This is a genomic window from Actinoallomurus sp. CA-150999, from assembly GCF_050942425.1.
Lineage (GTDB): Bacteria > Actinomycetota > Actinomycetes > Streptosporangiales > Streptosporangiaceae > Actinoallomurus.
Genome location: NZ_CP192063.1, coordinates 10,306,958 through 10,329,954, shown reverse-complemented (window position 1 = coordinate 10,329,954; position 22,997 = coordinate 10,306,958). Strand labels below are relative to the sequence as shown.

Sequence of the window (22,997 nt, the reverse complement as noted above, 5' to 3'; positions counted from 1 at the left end):
GACGCCTGCACCGCCGGCTGCGTGTCGAGATCCGTATGTCTTGTCATTCATCACTCCCTAACGTACGCCATTGAGGGAGTGATAGGGAAGTTTAGGTAATCCGTTATCGGTCACGAGACGCGGTGCCAGGTGTGGCCGGATGGGCGCATCGGACTCGGAGTGTCGCCGTCAGGGAATACCCTTCATTGAGTGTCGACGCTCGTAAGCCACCCACTTCTCGACGGACTCAACGACGCCCAGCGCGCGGCGGTCGCCCATCAGGGCGGTCCGCTGCTGATCGTCGCGGGTGCGGGGTCGGGCAAGACCCGGGTCCTCACCCACCGCATCGCCTACCTGCTCGGGGAGCGGGGCGCGCAGCCCGGCGAGATTCTCGCGATCACCTTCACCAACAAGGCCGCCGGGGAGATGAAGGAGCGCGTCGACGCGCTCGTCGGGCCGCGGTCGCGGGCGATGTGGGTGATGACGTTCCACTCCGCCTGCGTGCGCATCCTGCGCCGGGAGGCGAAGCGGCTCGGCTTCCCGTCCGGCTTCTCGATCTACGACCAGGCCGACTCACAGCGGCTGATGGCGCTGGTCTGCCGCGAGCTCGACCTGGATCCGAAGCGCTACCCGCCGCGGAGCTTCTCCGCGCAGGTCTCCAACCTGAAGAACGAGCTGATCGACTACGAGACCTTCCGCGGTCAGGCCTCGACGCACATGGAGAAGACCCTCGCCGAGGCGTACGAGACCTATCAGACCCGGCTGCGGCAGGCCGGGGCGATGGACTTCGACGACCTGATCATGACGACGGTCAACCTGCTGCAGGCCTTCCCTGACGTCGCCGAGCATTACCGGCGGCGATTCCGGCACGTCCTCGTCGACGAGTACCAGGACACCAACCACGCGCAGTACGTCCTGGTCCGCGAGCTGGTCGGGCAGCCGGGCGACGACGACGATCTGCCGCCCGCCGAGCTGTGCGTGGTCGGCGACGCCGACCAGTCGATCTACGCCTTCCGCGGCGCGACGATCCGCAACATCCTGGAGTTCGAGCGCGACTACCCCGACGCGGCCGTCATCCTGCTCGAGCAGAACTACCGCTCGACCCAGACGATCCTGTCGGCGGCCAACGCGGTGATCGAGCGCAACGCCGACCGCAAGCCCAAGCGCCTGTGGTCCGACCAGGGCGAGGGCCCGAAGGTCACCGGCTACGTCGCGGACAACGAGCACGACGAGGCGGCGTTCGTCGCCCAGGAGATCGACCGGCTCAGCGACGAGGAGGAGGTCGCGGCCGGGGACGTCGCGGTGTTCTACCGCACCAATGCCCAGTCGCGTGTCTACGAAGAGGTCTTCATCCGGGTCGGCCTGCCGTACAAGGTCGTCGGCGGTGTCCGGTTCTACGAGCGCAAGGAGATCCGCGACCTGCTGGCCTACCTCCGGGTGCTCGCCAACCCCGAGGACGCCGTCAGCCTCCGTCGCGTCCTCAACGTTCCCAAGCGGGGCATCGGCGACCGCGCCGAGGCGTGCGTGGAGGTCCTCGCCGGCCGCGAGCGCATCTCGTTCTGGCAGGCGCTGCGCCGCGCCGAGGAGGCGCCCGGCATCGCCACCCGCTCGCTGAAGCAGATCAAGGACTTCGTCGCGCTCCTGGACGAGCTGGGCGAGATGGTCGACACCGCGACGCCGACCGAGCTGATCGAGGCGATCCTGACCAAGAGCGGCTACCTCGCGGAGCTGGAGGCCTCCCGCGACCCGCAGGACGAGACCCGCATCGAGAACCTCCGCGAGCTGGAGTCGGTGGCGGCCGAGTTCGAGGAGCGCTTCACCGCCGGAGTGGCCGCTCCGGCGGGTGACGAGGAGGAGACCGCTGCGCCCGCCGGTGCCGAGGGACGCCTCGTCGAGTTCCTCGAGCGGGTGGCACTGGTCGCCGACGCCGACCAAATCCCCGGTGGGGAGGCGGGCGTCGTCCCGCCGAGCGACCGCGGGCCGGAGGGCGTCGTAACGCTGATGACCCTGCACACCGCCAAGGGCCTGGAGTTCCCGGTCGTGTTCCTCACCGGTATGGAGGACGGCGTCTTCCCCCACCTGCGCTCGCTCGGCGACGCGAAGCAGCTGGAGGAGGAGCGGCGGCTCGCGTACGTCGGCATCACCCGCGCCCGGCAGCGGCTCTACGTCTCCCGCGCGACGATGCGCAGCTCGTGGGGCGCCCCCTCGTACAACCCGCCGTCGCGGTTCCTCTCCGAGATCCCCGACAAGCTCGTCGAGTGGAAGGGCGGCGGTCAGGGCGCGCAGGCCACTCCCGCCATGGCGTCGCTCTCGCAGCGGCCGGGGGTGCGCTCACCGGGCAACCGCGCGGTGCCCGCCCTGTCCGCCGGCGACCGGGTCTCCCATGATTCGTTCGGTCTCGGTACGGTCGTCGCGGTCGACGGCGCCGGCGAGAAGGCGGCCGCCACCGTCGACTTCGGCGGCGAGTACGGGGTGAAGCGCTTCGTCCTCCGGTACGCGCCGATCGAGAAGTTGTAAAAAGTTCACGGCTTTCGTGGCCGGATGCGGGCGTCGACATGAGACGCGTGGACCTGCATGATGCACGTGGGGAGCACCTGCGGCCCGTTGGGAGGAAAATGGGGCGGTTCGTGCGGCGTCTCCTTGTCGCGGTCGTGTCCGCGGTGAGCATGGCCGTTCTCACGTCATCGGTCCTGGCGTCGCCCGCTACGGCCGCCGATCAGCCGGTCGTGTCTCCGGCCGTCACCGACCGGCCGGTCGCGCTTCCGGCCGGCACCTACCACGTTCCCGTCTACCGACCGGCTCCGGCCACGTCACGGCTGGTCGTGTGCAAACCGGGCGGGAATCTCACCGGCCTGGCGCAGCAGCTGGCCAAGGAGTGCGCCTACCACGACATCCAGGCGGCCGTCGACGCGGTCCGGCAGCGCGGCACGACGATCTACGTCCTGCCGGGCACCTACCGGGAGCAGCCGAGCCTGGCCACCCCGTCCGGGCCGTGCCGCGCGCTCGCCGACCGCACCACCCTGTCGTACGAGCAGCAGCACGCCTGCCCGCACCTGCGGAACCTGATCAGCGTCTCCGGCCTGGACGACCTGCAGATCGAGGGCGTCGGCGCCGGGGTCGTCGTCGAGGGCGACAAGCCGATCGGCATTCGCGCCGACCGCGCCGACGGCTTCTACCTGCGGGGCGTCACGGTCAAGGGCTTCGCCGAGGACGGCGTCGCCGTCGTTGAGACCGACGGCTACGTCCTCGACCAGGTCGCCGCGCTGAACGACGGCGAGCACGGACTCGCGGCGTACGGCACCGACCACGGAGTGATCGCCGACTGCGAGGCGTCCGGCAACGGCGACGCGGGCATCGCCACGGCGTCGGCATCCGACCAGCGCGGCACCCGGCTGTCCGTGGAGATCCGCGGCTGCCGCTCCCACGGCAACCTCATCGGCTACTCGGGTACGGCCGGCGACTCGGTGTACGTCCACGACAACGAGTTCTCCGCCAACGCCACCGGCGCGGTGCTCGACAGCAGCGTGCAGGCGGTGGGCATGCCGCAGAACCACGCGATGTTCGTCGCCAACCGGGTGTTCTCCAACAACGCCGACCCCTACCGCGACTGCGGGACGAAGTGTCCGGCACGGGCGGTCCCGGTCGGCACCGGCATGCTGCTGGCGGGCGGCGACGAGAACACCTACGCGAGCAACTTCGTCTACGACAACTGGCGCTACGGCATCGCCCAGCACTGGATCCCGGCGAGCCGCCGCGGCGAGACCGACCCCGCCAAGCAGCGGGACACCTCGCACGGCAACCGGTACGTCGGCAACCTCATGGGCGTGACACCCTCCGGCGGGCGCGCGCCGAACGGCGCCGACTTCTGGTGGGACGAACAGGGCGACGGCAACTGCTGGCAGAACAACGCCTCTTCGTGGGGGCGGCCGCGCAGCGACCCGGCGGCGCTGCCGGACTGCGACCATCCCTCCTCCGGAGGCCCGTACGCCCAGCTGGGCAACCCCGCCAAGACCTCCGTCGTGACGGCCTGCGCCGCCTACACGCCCGGCCGCCGAGACCCGAAGGGCTGCACCTGGCTCACCACGCCACCGCGCCCCGCCGCCTGATCCGCCGGTACACGGGGCGGTCGATGGAGTCTCCGCGTATTGCGGCTATCGTGCGGGACATCCACGCATCCCGGTAGGAGGCAGTAATGGCGGGTCCGATCCGCGTCGTCATCGCCAAGCCCGGTCTCGACGGTCATGATCGCGGCGCGAAGGTCGTCGCCCGCGCGCTGCGCGACGCCGGCATGGAGGTCATCTACACCGGGCTGCACCAGACCCCCGAGCAGATCGTCGAGGCGGCGCTGCAGGAGGACGCCGACGGCATCGGACTGTCCATCCTGTCCGGCGCGCACATGACGCTGTGCGCCAAGGTCCTTGATCTGCTCAAGGACCGCGACGCCCTCGACATCACGGTCTTCGTCGGCGGCATCATCCCCGACGCCGACATCCCCGAGTTGGAGAAGCTCGGCATCGCGAAGGTCTTCACCCCCGGCGCGACCACCCAGGGGATCGCCGAGTGGGTCCGCGCCAACGTCGGTGAGGACTGACCAGAGCTTCGAGGCAGGCCCTAACTCGGCGGGATGGGCAGGGGAGACTGCTCGGCCGCGAGCGCCAGGACGACCAGCGACGAGGTCCAGCCGAGCGGGGCGACCCCGGCCTGGGTGCCGTGGTCGTCGACCTTCTCCGGGAAGGACCCCAGCGAGGTCCGGTGCGTGATCAGCCAGCCGAGCCAGTCGCGGACGCCCTTGGTGTCGCCGATCGCCGCGGCCTCGAGCGCGAACAGCCCGGTCTCCGGGGTCCACGCGGCGCTGGCGCCGAACACCTCGCCGGGCACCGCCCCGCCGTACGGCAGCCGAAGCCGGTCGCGGATCCGGGCCACGGCGGACAGTACGCCGGGTGCGGGTGTCGCGAACGGCGGGGCCAGGAAGGCGACGGAGGCGTCCACCGCGCCGCCGCGGATCGGTGACCGCGGATAGCCGTACGGCCCGAACCGCCGCTCGATGCCGTCGGCCAGCCGATCGGCGGCCCGGTCCCAGCGCCGCGCCTCGTCGGCGTCGGAACGGGCGGTGGCCAGTGCGGCGGCGGCCCGCAGCCCGGCCAGCATGGGCGCGGAGACGCCGAGCGTCGCCGCGTGCGGCAACTGCTCCCGTGACGGGCTGCGCTCCCAGTAGTCCGGTGACGGCGGCGGCAGGCCGTCGGCGCGCAGCGCGGACGCCGCCCGGTCGGCCGCGCGGCGGACCATCGGCCACAGCGTGTCCAGGTTGGCCGCCGCGGGGTCCTTCTCGTACAGGAACCAGGTCGCCCACAGCACCCAGCCGAGGCTGTCGAGCTGGACGTCCCGGCCGTCCGTGACGGCCGTGCCGTCGGGCAGGTACCGGGCGGCCCACAGCCCCGTGGGGGCCTGGGCGCGGGCGAGGAAGTACAGCACCCGCTGGGCGTCGCCGCCGTGCCCGGTGGCGGCGAACGCCGCCGCGGTGAACGCGCCGTCGCGCGGCCACACGTAGTTCCACGCGCCGTACCAGGACGCGGTGGAGGCGCCGTTCGGCAGCGTCAGCATGCGCAGGTCGAGCAGGGCGCGGCCGGCCGCCTCGCGCTCCTCGGCCGTACGGCCGGGCACGGCGCCCGAAGCCAGCCACGCCTGGTCGGAGCGCACGGCGTCGGCCACCCGGGGATCGTCGCGGCTCAGCGTCTGCGGCGCACGGCCGCCGAACGGGATCAGCCGCGCCCGGCCGTCCGGGAGCAGCAGGACGGCGCTGCCCGGGATGTACGACGCGCCCGCCGCGTCCTCCGGGGCGACCGCGACGCGGGCGAACGGCCAGCCCGTGCCGATCAGGCCGGGGCTGCGCCACGGGTCGGCGCCGGCCCGCGGCAGGGACGCGGCGCAGGTCGCGCTCAGCGCGGCCACGAGGAGGAGAAGGGCGACGCGGCGCACCCTCCGTGCCGTCATCCGCGTCACCAGCACACCCCCCGTCTCCTATCGTGTCTCACCGACGGCTCCTGCGATCCATGGCGTTCCAGTACACCAAAGCCTGGCGGCCACTTTGACGACATCTGTTCCTTACCCGGTCGTCATCAATGGAATGGGCTCGGCCGGACCCACCGGCCCGCCGTGTATACCGGAAGGACTAGGCTGCCTGGTCGGAGCGGACCGCTGGACGCGGTCGTTATCTGTCGATCCCGTTAAGGACGGACCCCCGTGGACCTGTTCGAACATCAGGCGAAGGAGCTCTTCGCGGAGTACGGCGTCCCGGTCCCCACCGGCAAGATCGCCACGACGCCGGAGGAGGCCCGCGCGATCGCCGATGAGTTCGCCGCGGCCGGCACCTCGCGCGTCGTCGTCAAGGCGCAGGTGAAGACCGGCGGCCGTGGCAAGGCCGGTGGCGTGAAGGTGGCCGACTCGCCCGCCGACGCCGAGGAGAAGGCACGGCAGATCCTCGGCATGGACATCAAGGGCCACACGGTCCACAAGGTCCTCGTCGAAGAGGCCAGTGCCATCGCCCAGGAGTTCTACTTCTCGTTCCTGCTCGACCGCGCGAACCGGACGTTCCTGTCCATCTGCTCGGTCGAGGGCGGCATGGAGATCGAGGAGGTCGCCGCGACCAACCCGGACGCGGTGGCCCAGCTGCCGATCTCGGCCCTGGCCGGCGTCGACCGGGCCCAGGCCCGTGAGATCGCGGCCGCCGGGCGGCTGCCGGCCGAGGCCCTGGATGGCGCGGCCGAGCTCATCGAGCGGCTGTGGGCCGTCTTCGTCGACGAGGACGCCACCCTGGTCGAGGTGAACCCGCTGATCCTCACCGCCGACGGCCGGGTCGTGGCCCTCGACGGCAAGGTCACCCTCGACGACAACGCGACCTTCCGCCAGCAGGAGCACGTCGCGCTGGAGGACAAGGCAGCGACCGACCCGCTCGAGGCGAAGGCCAAGGAGAAGGACCTCAACTACGTCAAGCTCGACGGCAGCGTCGGCATCATCGGCAACGGCGCGGGCCTGGTCATGTCCACGCTCGACGTCGTCGCCTACGCGGGCGAGCAGTACGGCGGCCAGAAGCCGGCCAACTTCCTCGACATCGGCGGTGGCGCCTCGGCCGAGGTCATGGCCAACGGCATGGAGATCGTGCTCGGCGACCCGAGCGTCAAGAGCGTCTTCATCAACGTGTTCGGCGGAATCACCTCCGGTGACGCCGTCGCGAACGGCATCGTCCAGGCCGTCAAGCTGCTGGGCGAGCGTGGCGAGACCGTCGACCGGCCGATCGTCGTCCGGCTCGACGGGAACAACGCCGAAGAGGGCCGGCGCATCCTCAACGAGGCCGCGATCCCGGTCATCCAGCAGGTAGAGACGATGGACGAAGCGGCGCGTCGCGCCGCCGAGCTGGCCGCGCAGGGGGCATGAGATGGCGATCTGGCTGACCGAGAACAGCAAGGTCATCGTCCAGGGGATGACCGGCGGTGAGGGTTCCAAGCACACCGCCCGCATGCTGCGCGCCGGTACGAACGTCGTCGGCGGCGTCAACGCCCGCAAGGCCGGGCAGACCGTCACGCACGAGGGCCGGGACCTGCCGGTGTTCGGCACCGTCGCGGAGGCGATGGAGCGGACCGGCGCGGACGTGTCCGTGGTCTTCGTGCCGCCGAAGTTCACCAAGGACGCCGTCGTCGAGGCCATCGACGCGGAGATCCCGCTGTGCATCGTGATCACCGAGGGCATCCCGGTGCACGACAGCACCTGGGCCTGGGGGCACGCGGTCGAGAAGGGCGGCAAGACTCGCATCATCGGCCCCAACTGCCCCGGCATCGCCTCGCCGGGCAAGTCGAACGCCGGCATCATCCCGGCCGACATCACCACGCCCGGCCGCATCGGCCTGGTCAGCAAGTCGGGCACGCTGACCTACCAGATGATGTACGAGCTGCGGGACATCGGCTTCTCGACGTGCGTCGGCATCGGCGGTGACCCGGTCATCGGCACCACGCACATCGACGCCCTGGAGGCCTTCCAGGCCGACCCCGAGACCGACGCCATCGTGATGATCGGTGAGATCGGCGGTGACGCCGAGGAGCGCGCCGCCGCGTACATCGAGCAGCACGTCACCAAGCCGGTCGTCGGGTACGTCGCGGGCTTCACCGCGCCCGAGGGCAAGACGATGGGCCACGCCGGCGCGATCGTCTCCGGCTCGTCCGGCACCGCCCAGGCGAAGAAGGAGGCTCTGGAGAAGGTCGGCGTCCGCGTCGGCAAGACCCCGAGCGAGACCGCCCGCCTCATGCGCGAGATCATGTCCGCCTGATCCAAGGGCACTCACCGAAGACGCCCGGCCGGGGCCTCCCGGCTCGGGCGTCTTCGCATGCGGCAGGGAAGGGCGACACGCCGGGCGGGTGCGCGAGATCGCCGGTGCGGCGCTGCCAGCATGGTGGGGCCGTGGACCCGCGAGCAATTGAGGAGCGGTGAGCGCCATGTCCACCACCGAGCACGGCGAGCCGGACCTTGACGACGAGGAGTTCGACGACCTGGACGACGCCGAACCGTCCCCGGCGGCCGAGCCCGTCACCCGGCCGCTCGCCGTCACCGGCATCGTCGCCGCGGTGTGGTCGGCGGGCATCGGCCTGACCGTGCTTACCACGATCACCCTGATCGGCTGGATCGCCGCGCCGCGCAGCGCGCTCGGCACCGGCCTGCCGGGCGTCTTCCGCACGGCGGTCGGGTTCTGGCTCGTGTCCCACCACGCGGGGTTCACGGCGCCGCACGGCCGGGTAGGGCTGCTGCCGCTCGGGCTGATGGTGCTGCCCGGCGCGCTGCTGTTCCGCGGCGGCGGATGGATCGCGCGGACCGGCCGGGTCCGGGGCCGCTACCGGATCGGCGTCGTGCACGCCGCGCTGGCGCTGGCCGTCCCGTACACGGTGCTGTCGGGGCTGCTCGCGCTCGTGGCGCGCTCGTCGGTCGTACGGCCGTCGGCGTGGCAGGCGCTGCTCCTGTGCTTCCCGCTGGCCCTGTGCGCCGGAGGCCTCGGCGCGGCGCGCGCCCTCGTCTCGACGACCAACCGCGCCCCCTGGGTGGCGATGCTCGGGCTGCTGCCCCGGCGCGCCCGCTCCGTGGCCGCCGGAGCCACCGGCGCGACCGCCGTCCTGCTCGGCTCCGGAGTCGTGATCTTCCTCGCCTCCCTGCTGTACCACCTGCCGCAGGCCAAGAACCTCTTCGACGTCCTCAAGCCGGGCGTGGTCGGGGGGATCCTGGTGGTCCTCATCGCACTCGTCTACCTGCCCAACGCGGCGCTGTGGGCGGTCGCGTACGCCGTGGGGCCGGGCTTCTCGGTGGGAGCGGGTACGAGCGTGTCGCCGTCGGGGGTGTTCATCGGCATGATCCCGGCGTTCCCGTCGCTCGCCGCGCTGCCGGAGCCGGGGCCGGCGCCGGTCGTCTCCTTGCTCGCGCTGGCCGTGCCGTTCATCGCCGGCGCCGTCGGCGGTGTCCTCACGATCCGGTACCTGCCCACGGCGACGACCGAGGCCGCGCCACTGTGGGGGTTCGTGTCGGGGGCGCTGACCGGCGCCGTGATCGCCTTCCTGGCGGCGCTGTCCGGCGGGCCGCTCGGCGGCGGGCGGATGGCCGTCATGGGGCCCTCCGCGTGGCAGACGGGGCTCCTGGCCGCGCTGGAGGTGGGGGTCTCGGCCGCGATCGCCGCATGGGTGACCAACTGGCGGCTGGCCCGCCGCGTTCCGCCCGCCGCGGCCACCGCCCCGGCCGAGGAGTACGAGGAGGCGGAGACCGAGGAGGTCGAGTTCGAGGACCCGGAGCCGGTGCTGGCGTCGATCGACGAGCCGTCGCTCCCCGAGGGGGTCATCCCGATCTCGCGGGCCGCCGAGGCGGGCCGGCTCCGCGAGGAACCCGGATCGGGAAAGGTCTCCCGGCGGCGGCCCCCGCGCGACCGCTGAACCCCGCCTCGGCGCCGGGAACGCCGAACACCCGGCTCAGACTCCGGGCGCCGACGAACGCCGAACGGTCGGCAGAACCCGAGTCCCGAACGGCACGCTCAGAACCCGGGTCCCGGGCGGTCGGCTCGGGACCGGAGCGCCGGACGACCGCTCAGAACCCGGGTCCCGGGCGGTCGGCTCGGGACCGGAGCGCCGGACGACCGCTCAGAACCCGGGTCCCGGGCGGTCGGCTCGGGACCGGAGCGCCGGACGACCGCTCAGAACCCGGGTCCCGGGCGGTCGGCTCGGGACCGGAGCGCCGGACGGTCGGCTTAGAACCAGGAGTCGTACCGGTGCAGCGAGTCCTTCGGCATGTGCAGTCGGCGCTCGATCTTCGGGAAGTACGTGTTCTGGCAGGTCTGCTTGTCGTCGACGGTGAGGGCGGACTCGCGGCACTTCGTGTAGCCGCTGAGCTCGTTCCACATCACGGCGGTCAGCGCGATCGAGAAGACGCAGAAGACCAGCCCGATGGAACCGAGGACCACGCCGCCGATCGCACCCGGCGCCGGGGCCAGCACCCGCCGGGCCCGCTTGCGGGACCGCACACCCGTGACCACCGCCGCCACGGACAGCAGCAGCCCGGCGGGGAGGAACAGGAACGTCAGCACGAGCCCGGCGATGCCCAGGATCAGCGCACGCGGGCCGCCGCGCTCGGGCGCGGTCGGCGGCAGTGGAGGCCGGGACGGCGGCTCGGGACGCTGCGTCCGTGGCTCGGCCTGGTCAGGGCCTGGCTCGTCACTCGCGGGGCGCATGATCGGCGGCGCGGGTGGCGAGTCGGGGAGCTGCGTCTGCGGCCCGGCCTGGTCGGGGCCTGGCGCGTCACTCACTGGTCCTCCTGGTGTCGGCTGAGCCGAGCCGAGCGGCGGCCGATAGGCTGGTACACCCGCCCACCAGTCGTTCCTGGGAGTCACGGTGTCCGCCCGGCTCGTCGTCCTCGTCTCCGGTGCGGGGACCAACCTACAAGCGCTGCTCGACGCGTGTGTCGATCCAGCTTATGGCGCTCAGATCACTGCCGTGGGCGCCGATCGCGACGACATCGAGGGGTTGCGCCGCGCCGAGCGCGCCGGCGTGCCGACCTTCGTCGTCCGAGTCAAAGACCATCCGACGCGGGACGCCTGGGATGGCGCGCTGACCGAAGCGGTCGACGCGTACGCCCCTGACCTGGTCGTCTCCGCCGGCTTCATGAAGATCCTCGGCAAGCGGTTCCTCGACCGCTTCGCCGGCCGGGTCATCAACACGCACCCCGCGCTGCTGCCGTCGTTCCCCGGCACGCATGGCGCGCGCGAGGCGCTGGAGTACGGCGTGAAGGTGGCCGGCTGCACCGCGCACTTCGTGGACGCCGGGGTCGACACCGGCCCGATCGTCGCCCAGGAGGCCGTGCCCGTCCTGGACGACGACGATGAAGAGTCGCTGCACGAGCGGATCAAGGCGGTCGAACGCCCCCTGCTCGTGCGGACCGTGGGCCGACTGGTCCGCGAGGGATGGACCATCGAGAACAGGAAAGTGAGGATCGGGTGACCCGCATCGCGATCAAGCGGGCGCTGATCAGCGTCTACGACAAGACCGGTCTCGAAGGGCTCGCCAAGGGCCTTCACCAGGCCGGCGTGGAGATCGTCTCGACGGGCTCGACCGCCGCCCGCATCGCCGACGCGGGCGTCCCGGTCATGAAGGTCGAGAAGCTCACCGGCTTTCCCGAGTGCCTCGACGGCCGCGTCAAGACCCTGCACCCGAAGGTGCACGCCGGCCTCCTCGCCGACCGCCGCAACCCGGACCACGTCCAGCAGCTCGAGGACCTGCACGTCGAGCCGTTCGACCTGCTGATCTCCAACCTCTACCCGTTCCGGGAGACGGTCGCCTCCGGCGCCACCCCGGACGAGATCGTCGAGCAGATCGACATCGGCGGCCCGGCCATGGTGCGCGCCGCCGCCAAGAACCACCAGAGCGTCGCCGTGGTCGTCGACCCGGCCGCGTACGACCAGGTCCTGGAGGCCGTCCGCCGCGGCGGGTTCGAACTGGCGGAGCGCAAGCGCCTCGCGGCGGCGGCGTACGCCCACACGGCGGCGTACGACGTGGCGGTGGCGTCGTGGTTCGCCAGCGCGTACGCGCCGGACAGCGACACCCGCTGGCCGGACGTCATCGGCGCGGTCCGCACCCGCAAGGCCGTCCTGCGCTACGGCGAGAACCCGCACCAGGAGGCGGCGCTCTACACCGACGCCGACGGCGGCCTGGCCGGTGCCGAGCAGCTGCACGGCAAGGAGATGTCCTACAACAACTACGTCGACGCCGACGCGGCCCGCCGCGCCGCGTACGACTTCGCCGAGCCGTGCGTCGCGATCATCAAGCACGCCAACCCGTGCGGCATCGCGGTCGGCGCCGACATCGCCGAGGCGCACCGCAAGGCGCACGCCTGCGATCCGGTCTCGGCGTACGGCGGCGTGATCGCCACCAACCGGCCGGTGTCGGCCGAGATGGCCCGCCAGCTCGCCGACATCTTCACCGAGGTGATCGTCGCCCCCGGGTTCGACGAGGAGGCCCTGACGCTGCTCACGGCCAAGAAGAAGAACCTCCGGCTGCTGGTCTGCCCGGAGGGCCCCGCCGCCGAGGTCGACACCCGCCAGATCGACGGCGGGCTGCTCGCCCAGACGCGGGACCGGATCGACGCCCCCGGCGACGACCCGGCGACGTGGGAGCTCAGGACGGGGCAGGCCGCCGACGCGGCCACCCTCCACGACCTGGCGTTCGCCTGGCGGGCCTGCCGGTCGGTGAAGTCCAACGCCATCCTGCTCGCCGCCGACGGCGCGACCGTCGGTGTCGGAATGGGCCAGGTCAACCGGGTCGACTCCGCGCGCCTCGCGGTCTCGCGGGCCGGCGACCGCACCACCGGGGCGGTGGGCGCCTCCGACGCCTTCTTCCCCTTCCCCGACGGTCTTCAGGTGCTCGCGGACGCCGGCGTCACGGCTATTGTCGAACCCGGCGGGTCGATCCATGACGAAGAGGTGATCGAGGCGGCCGCCAAGGCCGGCATCACCCTCTACTTCACCGGGGTCCGCCACTTCTTCCACTGACCCCATCCGGTCGCCGGGGCCCGTCCCCGGCGACCGCAGCCCCCAGGGAGACATCGTGCCCAACGGGTTCCTCGAGTTCAGCGTGGCCGTCATCGCCCGGAGCGCGACGCTCACCGACGAGATCCGTCCGCTGATCGGTCTCGTCGCCGCCGTGCTGGCCGCCGTTCTCGCGGGGTCCGCGAGCTGGCACCTCACGGACCGCATCGTCGCCTGGCGGCAGCGGGCCGACCAGGACGAGCTGTAGGTTCCCACGCCTGAAAGGATTGACCCGTGAGCGCACGAATTCTCGACGGTAAGGCGACCGCCGCGGCGATCCGCGCGGAGCTGAAGGTACGCATCGACGCGCTGCGGGAGCGGGGGATCGTCCCCGGTCTGGGCACCGTGCTCGTCGGCGAGGACCCGGGGAGCATGGCGTACGTCGCGGGCAAGCACCGCGACTGCGCCGAGGTGGGGATCGCCAGCATCCGGCGTGACCTCCCGGCGACCGCCACTCAGGCCGAGGTCGAGGCGGCGGTCGACGAGCTCAACGCCGACCCGGCGTGCACCGGCTACATCGTCCAGCTGCCGCTCCCGAAGGGCCTGGACGAGCAGCGGGTCCTCGAGCGCATCGACCCGGTCAAGGACGCCGACGGCCTGCACCCGGTCAACCTGGGGCGTCTCGTCCTGATGCAGCCCGGGGTGCTGCCGTGCACGCCGCGGGGCATCGTCGAGCTGCTGGGCCGCCACGACGTGCCGCTGCGCGGCGCCGACGTGACCGTCATCGGCCGGGGCATCACGGTGGGCCGGGCGCTCGGCCTGCTGCTCACCCGCCGGTCGGAGAACGCCACCGTCACCACCTGCCACACCGGGACGAAGGACCTCGCCGCGCACACCCGCGAGGCCGACATCATCGTGGTGGCCGCCGGAGTTCCGGGCCTGCTCACCGCGGACATGGTCAAGCCCGGCGCGGCCGTGCTCGACGTCGGCATCACGCGCACCGACGAGGGCCTCGTCGGCGACGTCCACCCGAGCGTCCGCGAGGTCGCCGCCTGGGTCGCGCCCATGCCCGGGGGAGTGGGCCCCATGACCCGGGCGATGCTGCTGGCCAACGTCGTCGAGGCCGCGGAGAAGTCCGCGACCTGACGGCTTCCGCCGAGCGGGTCCCGGGGCGGCGGCGCGATGGGCGCATCACCCCGGGCCCGGCGGTCTCCGTGAGCTCAGCTGGCGCGGCGTCCCGGTGCGGTCGGCTGGCCGGGAGCGGTCGGCTGACGTGGTTGCGGTGGCGTGCCCGGTCGAGCCGCCTCCGGGCGACGGGCCGGCTCCGGCGGACGGCCGCCCTGGGGCGGCACTTGGACCGGCGGCAGCGGGCGGACCAGCCCGAGCGCGATGACCTCGTTCGCCAGCCGGGTGCGGCGGTTGGCGCCCTCCGGGATGCGGAACTTCTGGTACAGCCGCAGCAGGTGCTGCTTGACCGCCGCTTCCGTCACCACCAGGTCGGTGGCGATCTCACGGGCCGTGGCGGGCGCGACGAACGCCTCGTCCGACAGGGCGGGGCGGCACAGCGCCGTCAGCACGTCGATCTCACGACGCGTCAACTCCGGGGCGACGGCACGGCGCAACTCGACGTCCGGGTCGACGTCCTCGCGCGGTATGCCGCCCATCCGGCAGCGCGCGGCGCCGAAGCTCACCACGTCACCGTCCTCGAGCACACGGCGCGCGATCGGCCGCCCGTTCACCCGGGTGCCGTTGCGCGACAGGCCGAGGTCCACGACGTAGACGTACGGACCGCGGCGGACCAGTTCGGCGTGCAACCGCGAGACGCTCGGTTCGTCGAGGCGAATGTCCACACCACGACCTCGCCCGATCGTCGTGACCTCGGAGCGCAGTGGCAGTACCGTGCCGGTTTCTTCGATCCGTATATACGGGCCCTCCACAGCGGTCCCTCCAGTAGTTAGCGACCCCTGTCTGCCTGGTTACCCGGACCGGCCATGGTCACACCCGCCTACCGGTGGGTAGGACCGAGTACATCGGAGATTACGGGACATCCGACCCGTCCGAAAGAGGCCACGAAGACCTCTGCGGCGCGGAGGAGGTGAGGCGTCCATGGGCACGCCATCGAAGGGGCTCGCCGATGTCGTCGCCGCCTCCACCGTGCTCAGCGACATCGACGGCGCACGCGGCCTCCTGTCCTACCGGGGCTACGACATCCACGATCTGGCCGGGCGGATCTCCTTTGAGGAGTGCGTGCACCTCCTCCACCACGGGTCGCTGCCCGACCGTGCCGCGCTCGCGGCCATGCGGGACCGCCTGGCCGAGGGCAGGACGCTCGGCGGCCTCGTCACCGGCGCCCTCGACGACGTCGCGCGGACCCAGACACCGATGGAGGCGCTGCGGACGCTCGTCTCCCTGTCCAGCGCGGACGACCCCGACGCCGGCGGCAACGAACCCGCGGCCGACCTGCGCAAGGCGGCCCGGCTGACGGGCCGGCAGCCCGTCCTCGTGGCGTGCTACCACGCCGCCCGCCGCGGAGCGACCGTCCCGGACCCCGACCCCGCGCTCGGCGTCGCCGGCACTTTCCTGCTCCAGCTCACCGGACGGCATCCGCCCCACCGCGACGTGGAGATCTTCGACGAGTGCCTGGTCCTGCACGCCGACCACACGATGAACGCCTCCACCTTCGCCGCCCGCGTCTGCGCGGCGACCCTGTCCGACATGCACTCGGCGATCGTCGCCGCGATCGGCACGCTGAAGGGCCCCCTGCACGGCGGCGCCAACGAACAGGTCATGCGCATGCTGGAGACCATCGGCAGCGCCGACGAGGCGCCGTCGGCCGTACGGTCCCGGCTCGACGCCGGGCAGAAGATCCCCGGTTTCGGGCACCGCGTCTACAAGACCGAGGATCCCCGCGCCACGCACCTGCGCGACCGGACGCGCGAACTCGCGGACCGTACGGGCGACGACCGCTGGTGGACCGTGTCCCGCCGGGTCGAGGAGACCGTCTTCGCGGAGAAGGGCCTGTTCCCCAACGTCGACTTCTACGCCGCGTCCGTCTACCGGGGTCTCGGCATCCCCACCGACCTGTTCACGGCGGTGTTCTCCATGAGCCGGATGGCCGGCTGGACCGCCCACGTCATCGAGCAGCACGCCGACAATCGGCTGATCCGGCCCGACAGCGAGTACGTCGGCGAACACGACCGTACGTGGGTCCCTCTCGAGGAGCGGTGAGCGGGCACGCGCGGGCGCTGCCAAGATAGAGGACATGTCGGAGCAGTACGGGCCACCGGAGTCACGCGATGCGCCCTCGGCGGGCGTCCCCTCAGCCGGCCAGCCCGCGCCCGGGCCGCGGACGCCACCGTCCCCCCGCCGGGCGCAGCGCGCGCAGGCCCGCCCGGCCGTGCCGCGATGGCTGGGCCAGTTGCCGTACGTCTTCGTGCTCTGCGGGGTCGCGGCCGGCCTGGCCGTCGTCGCGACCAACCACTTCCGGCGCGGCAGCATGCTGATCGCCGCCGCGGTGTTCATCGGCGCGCTCGCCCGGCTGGTGCTCCCGGAGAGCCAGGCCGGCATGCTCGCCGTACGCCCCCGGTGGGTGGACGTCCTGCTCATGACGGCCGCCGCGGTCGGTGTCACGCTCGTCGCGTTCGTCGCGAAGGGGACTCCGGGCTGAGGGAGTCACCCCATCTCCTTGCTCGACCCGCGGAGTGGGATGATGCAGGCTGCAGGTAAGGAGCCCGTAGCGAAACTGGAAAATGTGCGCCAGGTCACTCATGCTGATCGAAATCTTCACCCCAACGCGGTCGCTGCACGAAACGACGTGTCTCCCCGGGGGTGGGTCGCATTCCAGCCCGCTGAACAGCCGGGGCTCCGCGAAACCGTCTTGTCGATAGGAAACGCGAGGGATCGACTGAGACCTGCTGAGGGCGGCCGACCCCGCCCATCTGTCTCGATATGAGAGTTGCTGACGAATGTTGTTGAGCGTGAAGCGGAGTACCCGGTGACTGATTCGACCATCATCTACACGCACACGGACGAGGCACCCGCCCTGGCGACGTATTCGTTCCTGCCTGTGATCCAGGCATACGCCTCGACCGCCGGCGTCACCGTGGAGACCCGTGACATCTCCCTGGCCGGGCGCATCATCGCCGCCTTCCCGGAGTACCTCACGGAGGACCAGCGCATTCCGGACGCGCTCGCCGAACTCGGCGAGCTGGTCGACACCCCCGGTGCGAACGTCATCAAGCTGCCGAACATCTCGGCCTCGATCCCGCAGCTGAAGGCCGCGATCGCCGAGCTGCGCGAACAGGGCTACGCGCTGCCGGACTACCCGGACGATCCGAAGACCGATGAGCAGCGCGACGTACGCGCCCGGTACGACAGGATCAAGGGCAGCGCGGTGAACCCGGTGCTGCGCCAGGGCAACTCCGACCGCCGGGCACCCGCGTCGGTCAAGAACTACGCCAAGACCCACCCGCATCGCATGGGCGCCTGGACGCCGGAGTCGAAGACGAACGTCGCGCACATGACCGCCGACGACTTCCGCTCCACCGAGAAGTCCGCGGTGATCGCCGAGGCGGGCTCGCTGCGGATCGAGCTCGTGGGCGACGACGGCTCCACCACCGTCCTGCACGCATCGGTACCCGTCCTGGCGGGCGAGGTCGTCGACGCGTCCGTCATGCGCGTCGCGGCGTTGCGGGAGTTCCTCACCGCGCAGGTCGCGCGCGCCAAGGCCGAGGGCGTGCTGTTCTCGGTGCACCTGAAGGCCACGATGATGAAGGTCTCCGACCCGATCATCTTCGGCCACGTGGTGCGCGCCTTCTTCCCGAACACCTTCGCCAAGTACGCCGAGACGTTCGCGGGGGCCGGCCTGACGCCGAACGACGGCCTCGGCGGGATCTTCCGGGGCCTGGAGTCGCTGCCGGGCGGCGAGGCGATCAAGGCGTCCTTCGACGCCGAGCTCGCCGCGGGCCCGGACCTCGCGATGGTCGACTCCGACCGGGGGATCACCAACCTGCACGTCCCCAGCGACGTCATCGTCGACGCCTCGATGCCGGCGATGATCCGCACCTCCGGCCACATGTGGGGCGCGGACGGCCAGGAGCACGACGCGCTCGCCGTCATCCCGGACAGCAGCTACGCGAGCGTCTACCAGGTCGTCATCGACGACTGCCGGGCGAACGGCGCCTTCGACCCGTCGACGATGGGCTCGGTTCCGAACGTCGGCCTGATGGCACAGCAGGCCGAGGAGTACGGCAGCCACGACAAGACCTTCGAGATCCCGACCACCGGTACGGTGCGGGTCCTCGACGAGGCCGGCAACGCCGTCCTCGAGCAGACGGTGGGCGCCGGCGACATCTTCCGCATGTGCCAGACCAAGGACGTCGCGATCAAGGACTGGGTGAAGCTCGCCGTCACCCGCGCCCGCGCGACCGGCGACCCGGCCGTGTTCTGGCTCGACCGGGACCGCGCGCACGACGCCGCCCTGATCGCCAAGGTCGAGGGGTACCTGCCCGAGCACGACACCGCGGGCCTGCAGATCGAGATCAAGTCCCCGGCCGAGGCGACCGCCCTCTCCCTGGAGCGGATCCGCCGCGGCGAGAACACCATCTCCGTCACCGGCAACGTGCTGCGGGACTACCTGACCGACCTGTTCCCGATCCTGGAGCTGGGCACCAGCGCCAAGATGCTGTCGGTCGTGCCGCTCATCAACGGCGGCGGTCTGTTCGAGACGGGCGCCGGCGGCTCGGCGCCCAAGCACGTCCAGCAGCTCGTCAAGGAGAACTACCTGCGCTGGGACAGCCTCGGCGAGTTCCTCGCGCTCGCGGTCAGCTTCGAGCAGCTCGCGCAGACGACGGGCAACGCCCGCGCCCAGGTCCTCGCCGACACCCTCGACCGGGCCACGGAGACCTTCCTCAACGAGGACAAGTCCCCGACCCGCCGCCTGGGTGGCATCGACAACCGCGGCAGCCACTTCTACCTGGCCCTGTACTGGGCGCAGGAGCTGGCCAAGCAGGCCGACGACGCCGACCTGGCCAAGGCCTTCGTCCCGCTCGCCGAGACGCTGACCTCGCAGGAGCAGAAGATCGTCGACGAACTGCTCGCGGTCCAGGGCTCCCCGGCCGACATCGGCGGCTACTACAACCCCGACCCGGCCAAGGCCGGAGCCGTCATGCGCCCGTCGCCGACGCTCAACGAGGCTCTCGCGACGCTCGCCTGACGCCCGCAGCGGCATCGCGTGACCCCACCGAGCCGACCGGCCCGACGAATCCTCAGGATCGTCGGCACCCGGTCGGCTCGTCCGCGTTGGTAATTGAGCCGTGATGGGCGGTGCGGCGGTGCGATGGGGCGCGCGATAGCCTGACGGCTGGAATATCTCGACGACGAGAGACCCGATCGAAGCTCCGCTCGGCGCTCGGCACGGGCCTCGTACCAGCTGGAGACCACGATGACTCGCACTCCCGTCAATGTCACCGTCACCGGGGCGGCCGGCCAGATCGGCTACGCCCTGCTCTTCCGCGTCGCCTCGGGGCAGCTGCTCGGCCCCGACGTACCCGTGCACCTGCGCCTGCTGGAGATCCCGCAGGCCGTCAAGGCCGCCGAGGGTACCGCGATGGAGCTCGACGACGCCGCCTTCCCGCTGCTCGCGGGCATCGACGTCACCGACGACGCGAAGAGGGCGTTCGACGGGACCAACGTCGCCCTGCTGGTCGGCGCGCGCCCGCGTACGAAGGGCATGGAGCGCGGTGACCTGCTCGAGGCCAACGGCGGCATCTTCAAGCCGCAGGGTGAGGCCATCAACGCCGGTGCCGCCGACGACGTGCGGGTGCTCGTGGTCGGCAACCCGGCCAACACCAACGCGCTGATCGCCAAGTCGCACGCGCCGGACGTCCCGGCCGACCGCTTCACCGCGATGACCCGCCTGGACCACAACCGCGCGATCGCGCAGCTCGCCAAGAAGCTGCAGGCGCCGGTGGCGGACATCAAGAAGATCGCCATCTGGGGCAACCACTCCGCGACGCAGTACCCCGACATCTTCCACGCGGAGGTCGGCGGCCGGAACGCCGCCGAGGCCGTGAACGACGAGGCCTGGCTGCGCGACACCTTCATCCCGACCGTCGCCAAGCGCGGCGCGGCCATCATCGAGGCCCGCGGCGCGTCGTCCGCGGCGTCGGCGGCCAGCGCGGCCATCGACCACGTCCACGACTGGGTGAACGGCACCCCCGAGGGCGACTGGACCTCCATGGCCGTGGTCTCCGACGGCTCGTACGGCGTGCCGGAGGGCCTGATCTCGTCCTTCCCGGTGGTGTGCAAGGACGGCAAGTGGGAGATCGTCCAGGGTCTGGACATCGACGACTTCTCGCGGGAGCGCATCGACGCGTCAGTGCACGAGCTCGAGGAGGAGCGCGACGCGGTCCGCAAGCTCGGCCTGATCTGATCCCACCGACCCACGGTCGTCTCTTTGTGTGATCGAGTTGACGCGGAGCGTGACCTCTGTGAATCTCCTCCCAGGGTCGCCTCATCAAGCGCCATTGCCGGCCAGCAGTTGGTCGTGCCCCGCGTCAAGGCCGTCTGGGTGGCGTGCAGACGGACACGAGGAGCTTGGAGGAGACTCACCGCAGCCAGCGGTCGCCCTTCGGTTCGTATCAACCCCCCAGCCGAGGAGGCGGTAAGCACCGTGGGAATCATGGAGACCACGCAGGAGCGGGTCCGCGCACTGGAGAGCCGAATGAACGACCACGACGCCGGCCATATCCGGCTCGAGCGCCGGCTTGACCGGCTCACGACCGACATGGCGGAGGTCAAGAGCGACGTCGCGGTCCTCAAGACCGACGTCGCTCAGCTCAAGACGGATATGGCAGAGGTCAAGGCCAACACGGCCGACCTGGGCGAGATCCGGGCGCAGGTCGCGGTCATCCCAGAGCTGATGGCCGGGCAGATCGAGCTCCGCGAAATGGTGGCGAAGCTGCTGGCCCGGTCCGAGGCGGACGGCCGCTCCTGACGCGGTCTCACGCGAAGCGGTGACAGGCCGCCGGGTCCCTGGTCACAGGGCTCGGCGGCTTCGTGTCTCGGCGCTGCCGGGCGAAGCTGCTCGCCCGGCCCGAGGCGCACACGGGCGCTGTTGGGCGCCCGAGCGGTGAAAGGCCGCCGGGTCCCCGTCACGGGACCCGGCGGCCTTCGCACGTCAGCACCGCGCGACCCGTCCGTCGGGAGCGACACCGGCGCAGTTGATGCCCGGCCCGCGGACCGGGACGGCAGACGCCCCCAGGGATTACGGCAGGTCGACCGACCGGGTGGCCGTCCGCCCGCCTCGCGTAGTCGCCGGCGACGACGCCTGGATCACTTGCCCGACAGGGCGGCCACGACCTGTTCCGCGACGCCGCGGGCCGAGGCGGGGTTCTGGCCGGTGACCAGGCGGCCGTCGCGTACGGCGTTGGACTGGAAGTCGTCCGCCGCGATGTGGATCGCGCCGAGTTCCTCCAGCCGCGACTGCAGGAGGAACGGTACGACGTCGGTCAGGCCGACCGCCTTCTCCTCGGAGTTCGTGAACGCGGCGACGCGCTTGCCGGCGACGAGCGGTGAGCCGTCGGCGAGCGTGAGGCCGACCAGTGCCGCGGGGCCGTGGCAGACGGCCGCGACGACTCCCTCGCCGTCCTCGTAGATCGTCCGGGCGAGCTTGGCCAGGGCGGGGTTGTCGGGGAAGTCCCACATCGTGCCGTGGCCGCCGGCGAACAGGATCGCGTCGTACCGCGCGGCGTCGACCTCCTCCGGGCGCGGTGTGGTCGACACCGGCGCCTCCGCCAGGAACGCCTCCTGCGTCGGGTCGGACGGGTCGAGGCCGTCCTTCGGCGGCTCGCCGCCGGCCACGCTGACGAGGTCGACCTCGTACCCGGCCGCGCGGAAGATCTCCCAGGGGTGGGCGGCCTCGGAGACGTAGAACCCGGTGGCCCGCCCGGTCGCGCCGAGCTCGCCATGGCTGGTCAGGGCGATGAGCACTCGCTTCGACATCTGTCCTCCTTCATCGGTACCCCCCGATCATCGGGGCCGAGTCCCATCGCTGACCAATGGTTCTCATTGGGGACAGGTATCGGATTTCCGATGGCACGATGGGGTGCATGGCCGTCTCTCTCGACCTGCTCCGTACCTTCCTCGCCGTCTACCGTGCGGGGTCGGTGACTCAGGGGGCGGCGCTGTTGCGGCTCTCGCAGCCCACGGTGACGGCGCAGGTCAAGGCGCTCGAGGAGGCGCTGGGGCGTCCGCTGTTCGAGCGACTGCCCCGGGGGATGGCGCCGACGCCGGCCGCAGACCAGCTCGCCCGGCAGATCGCCGATCCGCTGGACACGCTGGCGGAGCGACTGGACGGCGAGCTGGAGGAGCCGGTGTTCGGCCGTACGGTGCACCTGGGCGGCCCCGCGGAGCTGGTCTGCGTCCGCGTGCTGCCCGCGCTCGCCGACCTGGTCGCCGACGGGTTGCAGCTCCGGGTCACGCTCGGCCTCACCGACGACCTCCTGGCGGGTCTGGCAGCCGGCGCCCTGGATCTCGTGATCTCGACCGCACGGCCCCGGCGGAGAGGGCTGCGGTCCGATCCGCTGTGCGACGAGGAGTTCGTCCTGGTCGCCGCCGAGCGCTGGGCGGACGCCGATCCGGCGCGCGCACCCCTCGTCGCGTACGCGGAGAACCTGCCGATCATCCGCCGCTACTGGCGGACGGTGTTCGAGACCCGCCTGACCCGGTCGCCCTCGCTGGTCGTACCGGATCTGCGGGGCGTGCTGGCCGCGGTGGCGGCGGGCGCCGGGGTCACCGTCCTACCGCGCTACCTGTGCGCGACGGAGCTGGCCGCCGGTGTCCTGCGGCCCCTGCTGGAGCCGGAGCTGCCCCCGATCAACACGCTGTTCCTCGCCACCCGCGACGGGCCCGTGCACCAGGCGGTGAGCGCCGTACGAGCCCGGCTGCTGCTCCAGGGACGCCTGTGGTGATCCCCAGGGCT

20 protein-coding genes are annotated in these 22,997 nt (G+C 71.7%); 16 read left to right on the top strand and 4 right to left on the bottom strand.

Translation table 11 applies throughout. The features are described 5' to 3' along the window. Positions 1 to 189 precede the first annotated feature (189 nt). The 3 genes from pcrA to ACQP2O_RS47490 all read left to right on the top strand — a co-directional run bounded on the left by pcrA (position 190) and on the right by ACQP2O_RS47490 (position 4,570). Positions 190 to 2,496, top strand: a complete 2,307-nt coding sequence (gene pcrA, locus ACQP2O_RS47500; RefSeq protein ID WP_433176210.1) for a DNA helicase PcrA — start codon at positions 190 to 192, stop codon at positions 2,494 to 2,496. Between the two features lie 110 nt (positions 2,497 to 2,606). Continuing rightward, complete coding sequence (locus ACQP2O_RS47495; protein ID WP_433176209.1) at positions 2,607 to 4,085, top strand: right-handed parallel beta-helix repeat-containing protein; 1,479 nt, start codon at positions 2,607 to 2,609, stop codon at positions 4,083 to 4,085. Between the two features lie 86 nt (positions 4,086 to 4,171). Further along, positions 4,172 to 4,570: a cobalamin B12-binding domain-containing protein gene (locus ACQP2O_RS47490; protein ID WP_433176207.1), complete on the top strand. Its 399-nt coding sequence runs from the start codon at positions 4,172 to 4,174 to the stop codon at positions 4,568 to 4,570. Between the two features lie 20 nt (positions 4,571 to 4,590). Here the strand turns inward: ACQP2O_RS47490 and ACQP2O_RS47485 are convergent, their stop codons facing one another. Beyond that, entirely contained in the window at positions 4,591 to 5,970 is a 1,380-nt protein-coding gene (locus ACQP2O_RS47485) for a glycoside hydrolase family 15 protein (RefSeq protein WP_433176206.1), read from the bottom strand. 249 nt (positions 5,971 to 6,219) lie between these two features. On the opposite strand from ACQP2O_RS47485, the gene sucC reads away from it, so the two are divergent. The 3 genes from sucC (at position 6,220) to ACQP2O_RS47470 (ending at position 9,935) form a co-directional block, all read left to right on the top strand. Further along, positions 6,220 to 7,410 (top strand): ADP-forming succinate--CoA ligase subunit beta, encoded by a 1,191-nt coding sequence (gene sucC, locus ACQP2O_RS47480; protein ID WP_433176205.1) that lies wholly within the window; start codon positions 6,220 to 6,222, stop codon positions 7,408 to 7,410. Between the two features lies 1 nt (position 7,411). Beyond that, positions 7,412 to 8,296: a succinate--CoA ligase subunit alpha gene (gene sucD, locus ACQP2O_RS47475; RefSeq protein ID WP_360892446.1), complete on the top strand. Its 885-nt coding sequence runs from the start codon at positions 7,412 to 7,414 to the stop codon at positions 8,294 to 8,296. Positions 8,297 to 8,462: 166 nt separating this feature from the next. Then, positions 8,463 to 9,935 (top strand): cell division protein PerM, encoded by a 1,473-nt coding sequence (locus ACQP2O_RS47470; RefSeq protein WP_433176203.1) that lies wholly within the window; start codon positions 8,463 to 8,465, stop codon positions 9,933 to 9,935. A gap of 311 nt (positions 9,936 to 10,246) precedes the next feature. On the opposite strand, the gene ACQP2O_RS47465 is transcribed toward ACQP2O_RS47470, so the two are convergent. Beyond that, the gene (locus ACQP2O_RS47465) at positions 10,247 to 10,801 is read right to left on the bottom strand and encodes a DUF4190 domain-containing protein (protein WP_433176201.1); all 555 of its coding nucleotides are present in this window, start codon (positions 10,799 to 10,801) and stop codon (positions 10,247 to 10,249) included. Positions 10,802 to 10,886: 85 nt separating this feature from the next. Between ACQP2O_RS47465 and purN the strand changes: the two genes are divergently transcribed. The 4 genes from purN to ACQP2O_RS47445 are packed head-to-tail and all read left to right on the top strand — an operon-like array spanning position 10,887 to position 14,161. Further along, positions 10,887 to 11,492 (top strand): phosphoribosylglycinamide formyltransferase, encoded by a 606-nt coding sequence (purN, locus tag ACQP2O_RS47460; protein WP_433176199.1) that lies wholly within the window; start codon positions 10,887 to 10,889, stop codon positions 11,490 to 11,492. Beyond that, positions 11,489 to 13,039 carry a bifunctional phosphoribosylaminoimidazolecarboxamide formyltransferase/IMP cyclohydrolase gene (purH, locus tag ACQP2O_RS47455; protein ID WP_433176198.1) on the top strand — a complete coding sequence of 517 codons (1,551 nt, stop codon included), beginning with the start codon at positions 11,489 to 11,491 and terminating at the stop codon, positions 13,037 to 13,039. Before purN ends, purH begins: the two co-directional genes overlap by 4 nt. A 55-nt stretch (positions 13,040 to 13,094) precedes the next feature. Continuing rightward, on the top strand, positions 13,095 to 13,283 hold the full coding sequence (locus ACQP2O_RS47450) for a hypothetical protein (RefSeq protein ID WP_433176197.1): 189 nt from the start codon (positions 13,095 to 13,097) through the stop codon (positions 13,281 to 13,283). A 26-nt stretch (positions 13,284 to 13,309) separates the two neighbouring features. Beyond that, on the top strand, positions 13,310 to 14,161 hold the full coding sequence (locus ACQP2O_RS47445; protein WP_433176195.1) for a bifunctional methylenetetrahydrofolate dehydrogenase/methenyltetrahydrofolate cyclohydrolase: 852 nt from the start codon (positions 13,310 to 13,312) through the stop codon (positions 14,159 to 14,161). Positions 14,162 to 14,235: 74 nt separating this feature from the next. On the opposite strand, the gene ACQP2O_RS47440 is transcribed toward ACQP2O_RS47445, so the two are convergent. Beyond that, entirely contained in the window at positions 14,236 to 14,952 is a 717-nt protein-coding gene (locus ACQP2O_RS47440) for an FHA domain-containing protein (protein WP_433176194.1), read from the bottom strand. A 169-nt stretch (positions 14,953 to 15,121) separates the two neighbouring features. Between ACQP2O_RS47440 and ACQP2O_RS47435 the strand changes: the two genes are divergently transcribed. From ACQP2O_RS47435 to ACQP2O_RS47415, 5 genes are all read left to right on the top strand, one after another. Next, on the top strand, positions 15,122 to 16,243 hold the full coding sequence (locus ACQP2O_RS47435; RefSeq protein WP_433176193.1) for a citrate/2-methylcitrate synthase: 1,122 nt from the start codon (positions 15,122 to 15,124) through the stop codon (positions 16,241 to 16,243). A 34-nt stretch (positions 16,244 to 16,277) separates the two neighbouring features. After that, on the top strand, positions 16,278 to 16,682 hold the full coding sequence (locus tag ACQP2O_RS47430) for a DUF3017 domain-containing protein (protein WP_433176192.1): 405 nt from the start codon (positions 16,278 to 16,280) through the stop codon (positions 16,680 to 16,682). Between the two features lie 327 nt (positions 16,683 to 17,009). After that, positions 17,010 to 19,229 carry an NADP-dependent isocitrate dehydrogenase gene (locus ACQP2O_RS47425; RefSeq protein WP_433176191.1) on the top strand — a complete coding sequence of 740 codons (2,220 nt, stop codon included), beginning with the start codon at positions 17,010 to 17,012 and terminating at the stop codon, positions 19,227 to 19,229. 228 nt (positions 19,230 to 19,457) lie between these two features. Then, positions 19,458 to 20,447: a malate dehydrogenase gene (locus tag ACQP2O_RS47420; protein WP_433176190.1), complete on the top strand. Its 990-nt coding sequence runs from the start codon at positions 19,458 to 19,460 to the stop codon at positions 20,445 to 20,447. A gap of 249 nt (positions 20,448 to 20,696) precedes the next feature. Beyond that, on the top strand, positions 20,697 to 21,011 hold the full coding sequence (locus tag ACQP2O_RS47415; RefSeq protein WP_433176189.1) for a hypothetical protein: 315 nt from the start codon (positions 20,697 to 20,699) through the stop codon (positions 21,009 to 21,011). Positions 21,012 to 21,349: 338 nt separating this feature from the next. Here the strand turns inward: ACQP2O_RS47415 and ACQP2O_RS47410 are convergent, their stop codons facing one another. Next, positions 21,350 to 22,018 (bottom strand): type 1 glutamine amidotransferase domain-containing protein, encoded by a 669-nt coding sequence (locus tag ACQP2O_RS47410; protein WP_433176188.1) that lies wholly within the window; start codon positions 22,016 to 22,018, stop codon positions 21,350 to 21,352. Positions 22,019 to 22,125: 107 nt separating this feature from the next. Here ACQP2O_RS47410 and ACQP2O_RS47405 point away from each other — a divergent pair, with 107 nt between their 5' ends. After that, positions 22,126 to 22,986: a LysR family transcriptional regulator gene (locus ACQP2O_RS47405; RefSeq protein WP_433176187.1), complete on the top strand. Its 861-nt coding sequence runs from the start codon at positions 22,126 to 22,128 to the stop codon at positions 22,984 to 22,986. Positions 22,987 to 22,997: the final 11 nt, after the last annotated feature.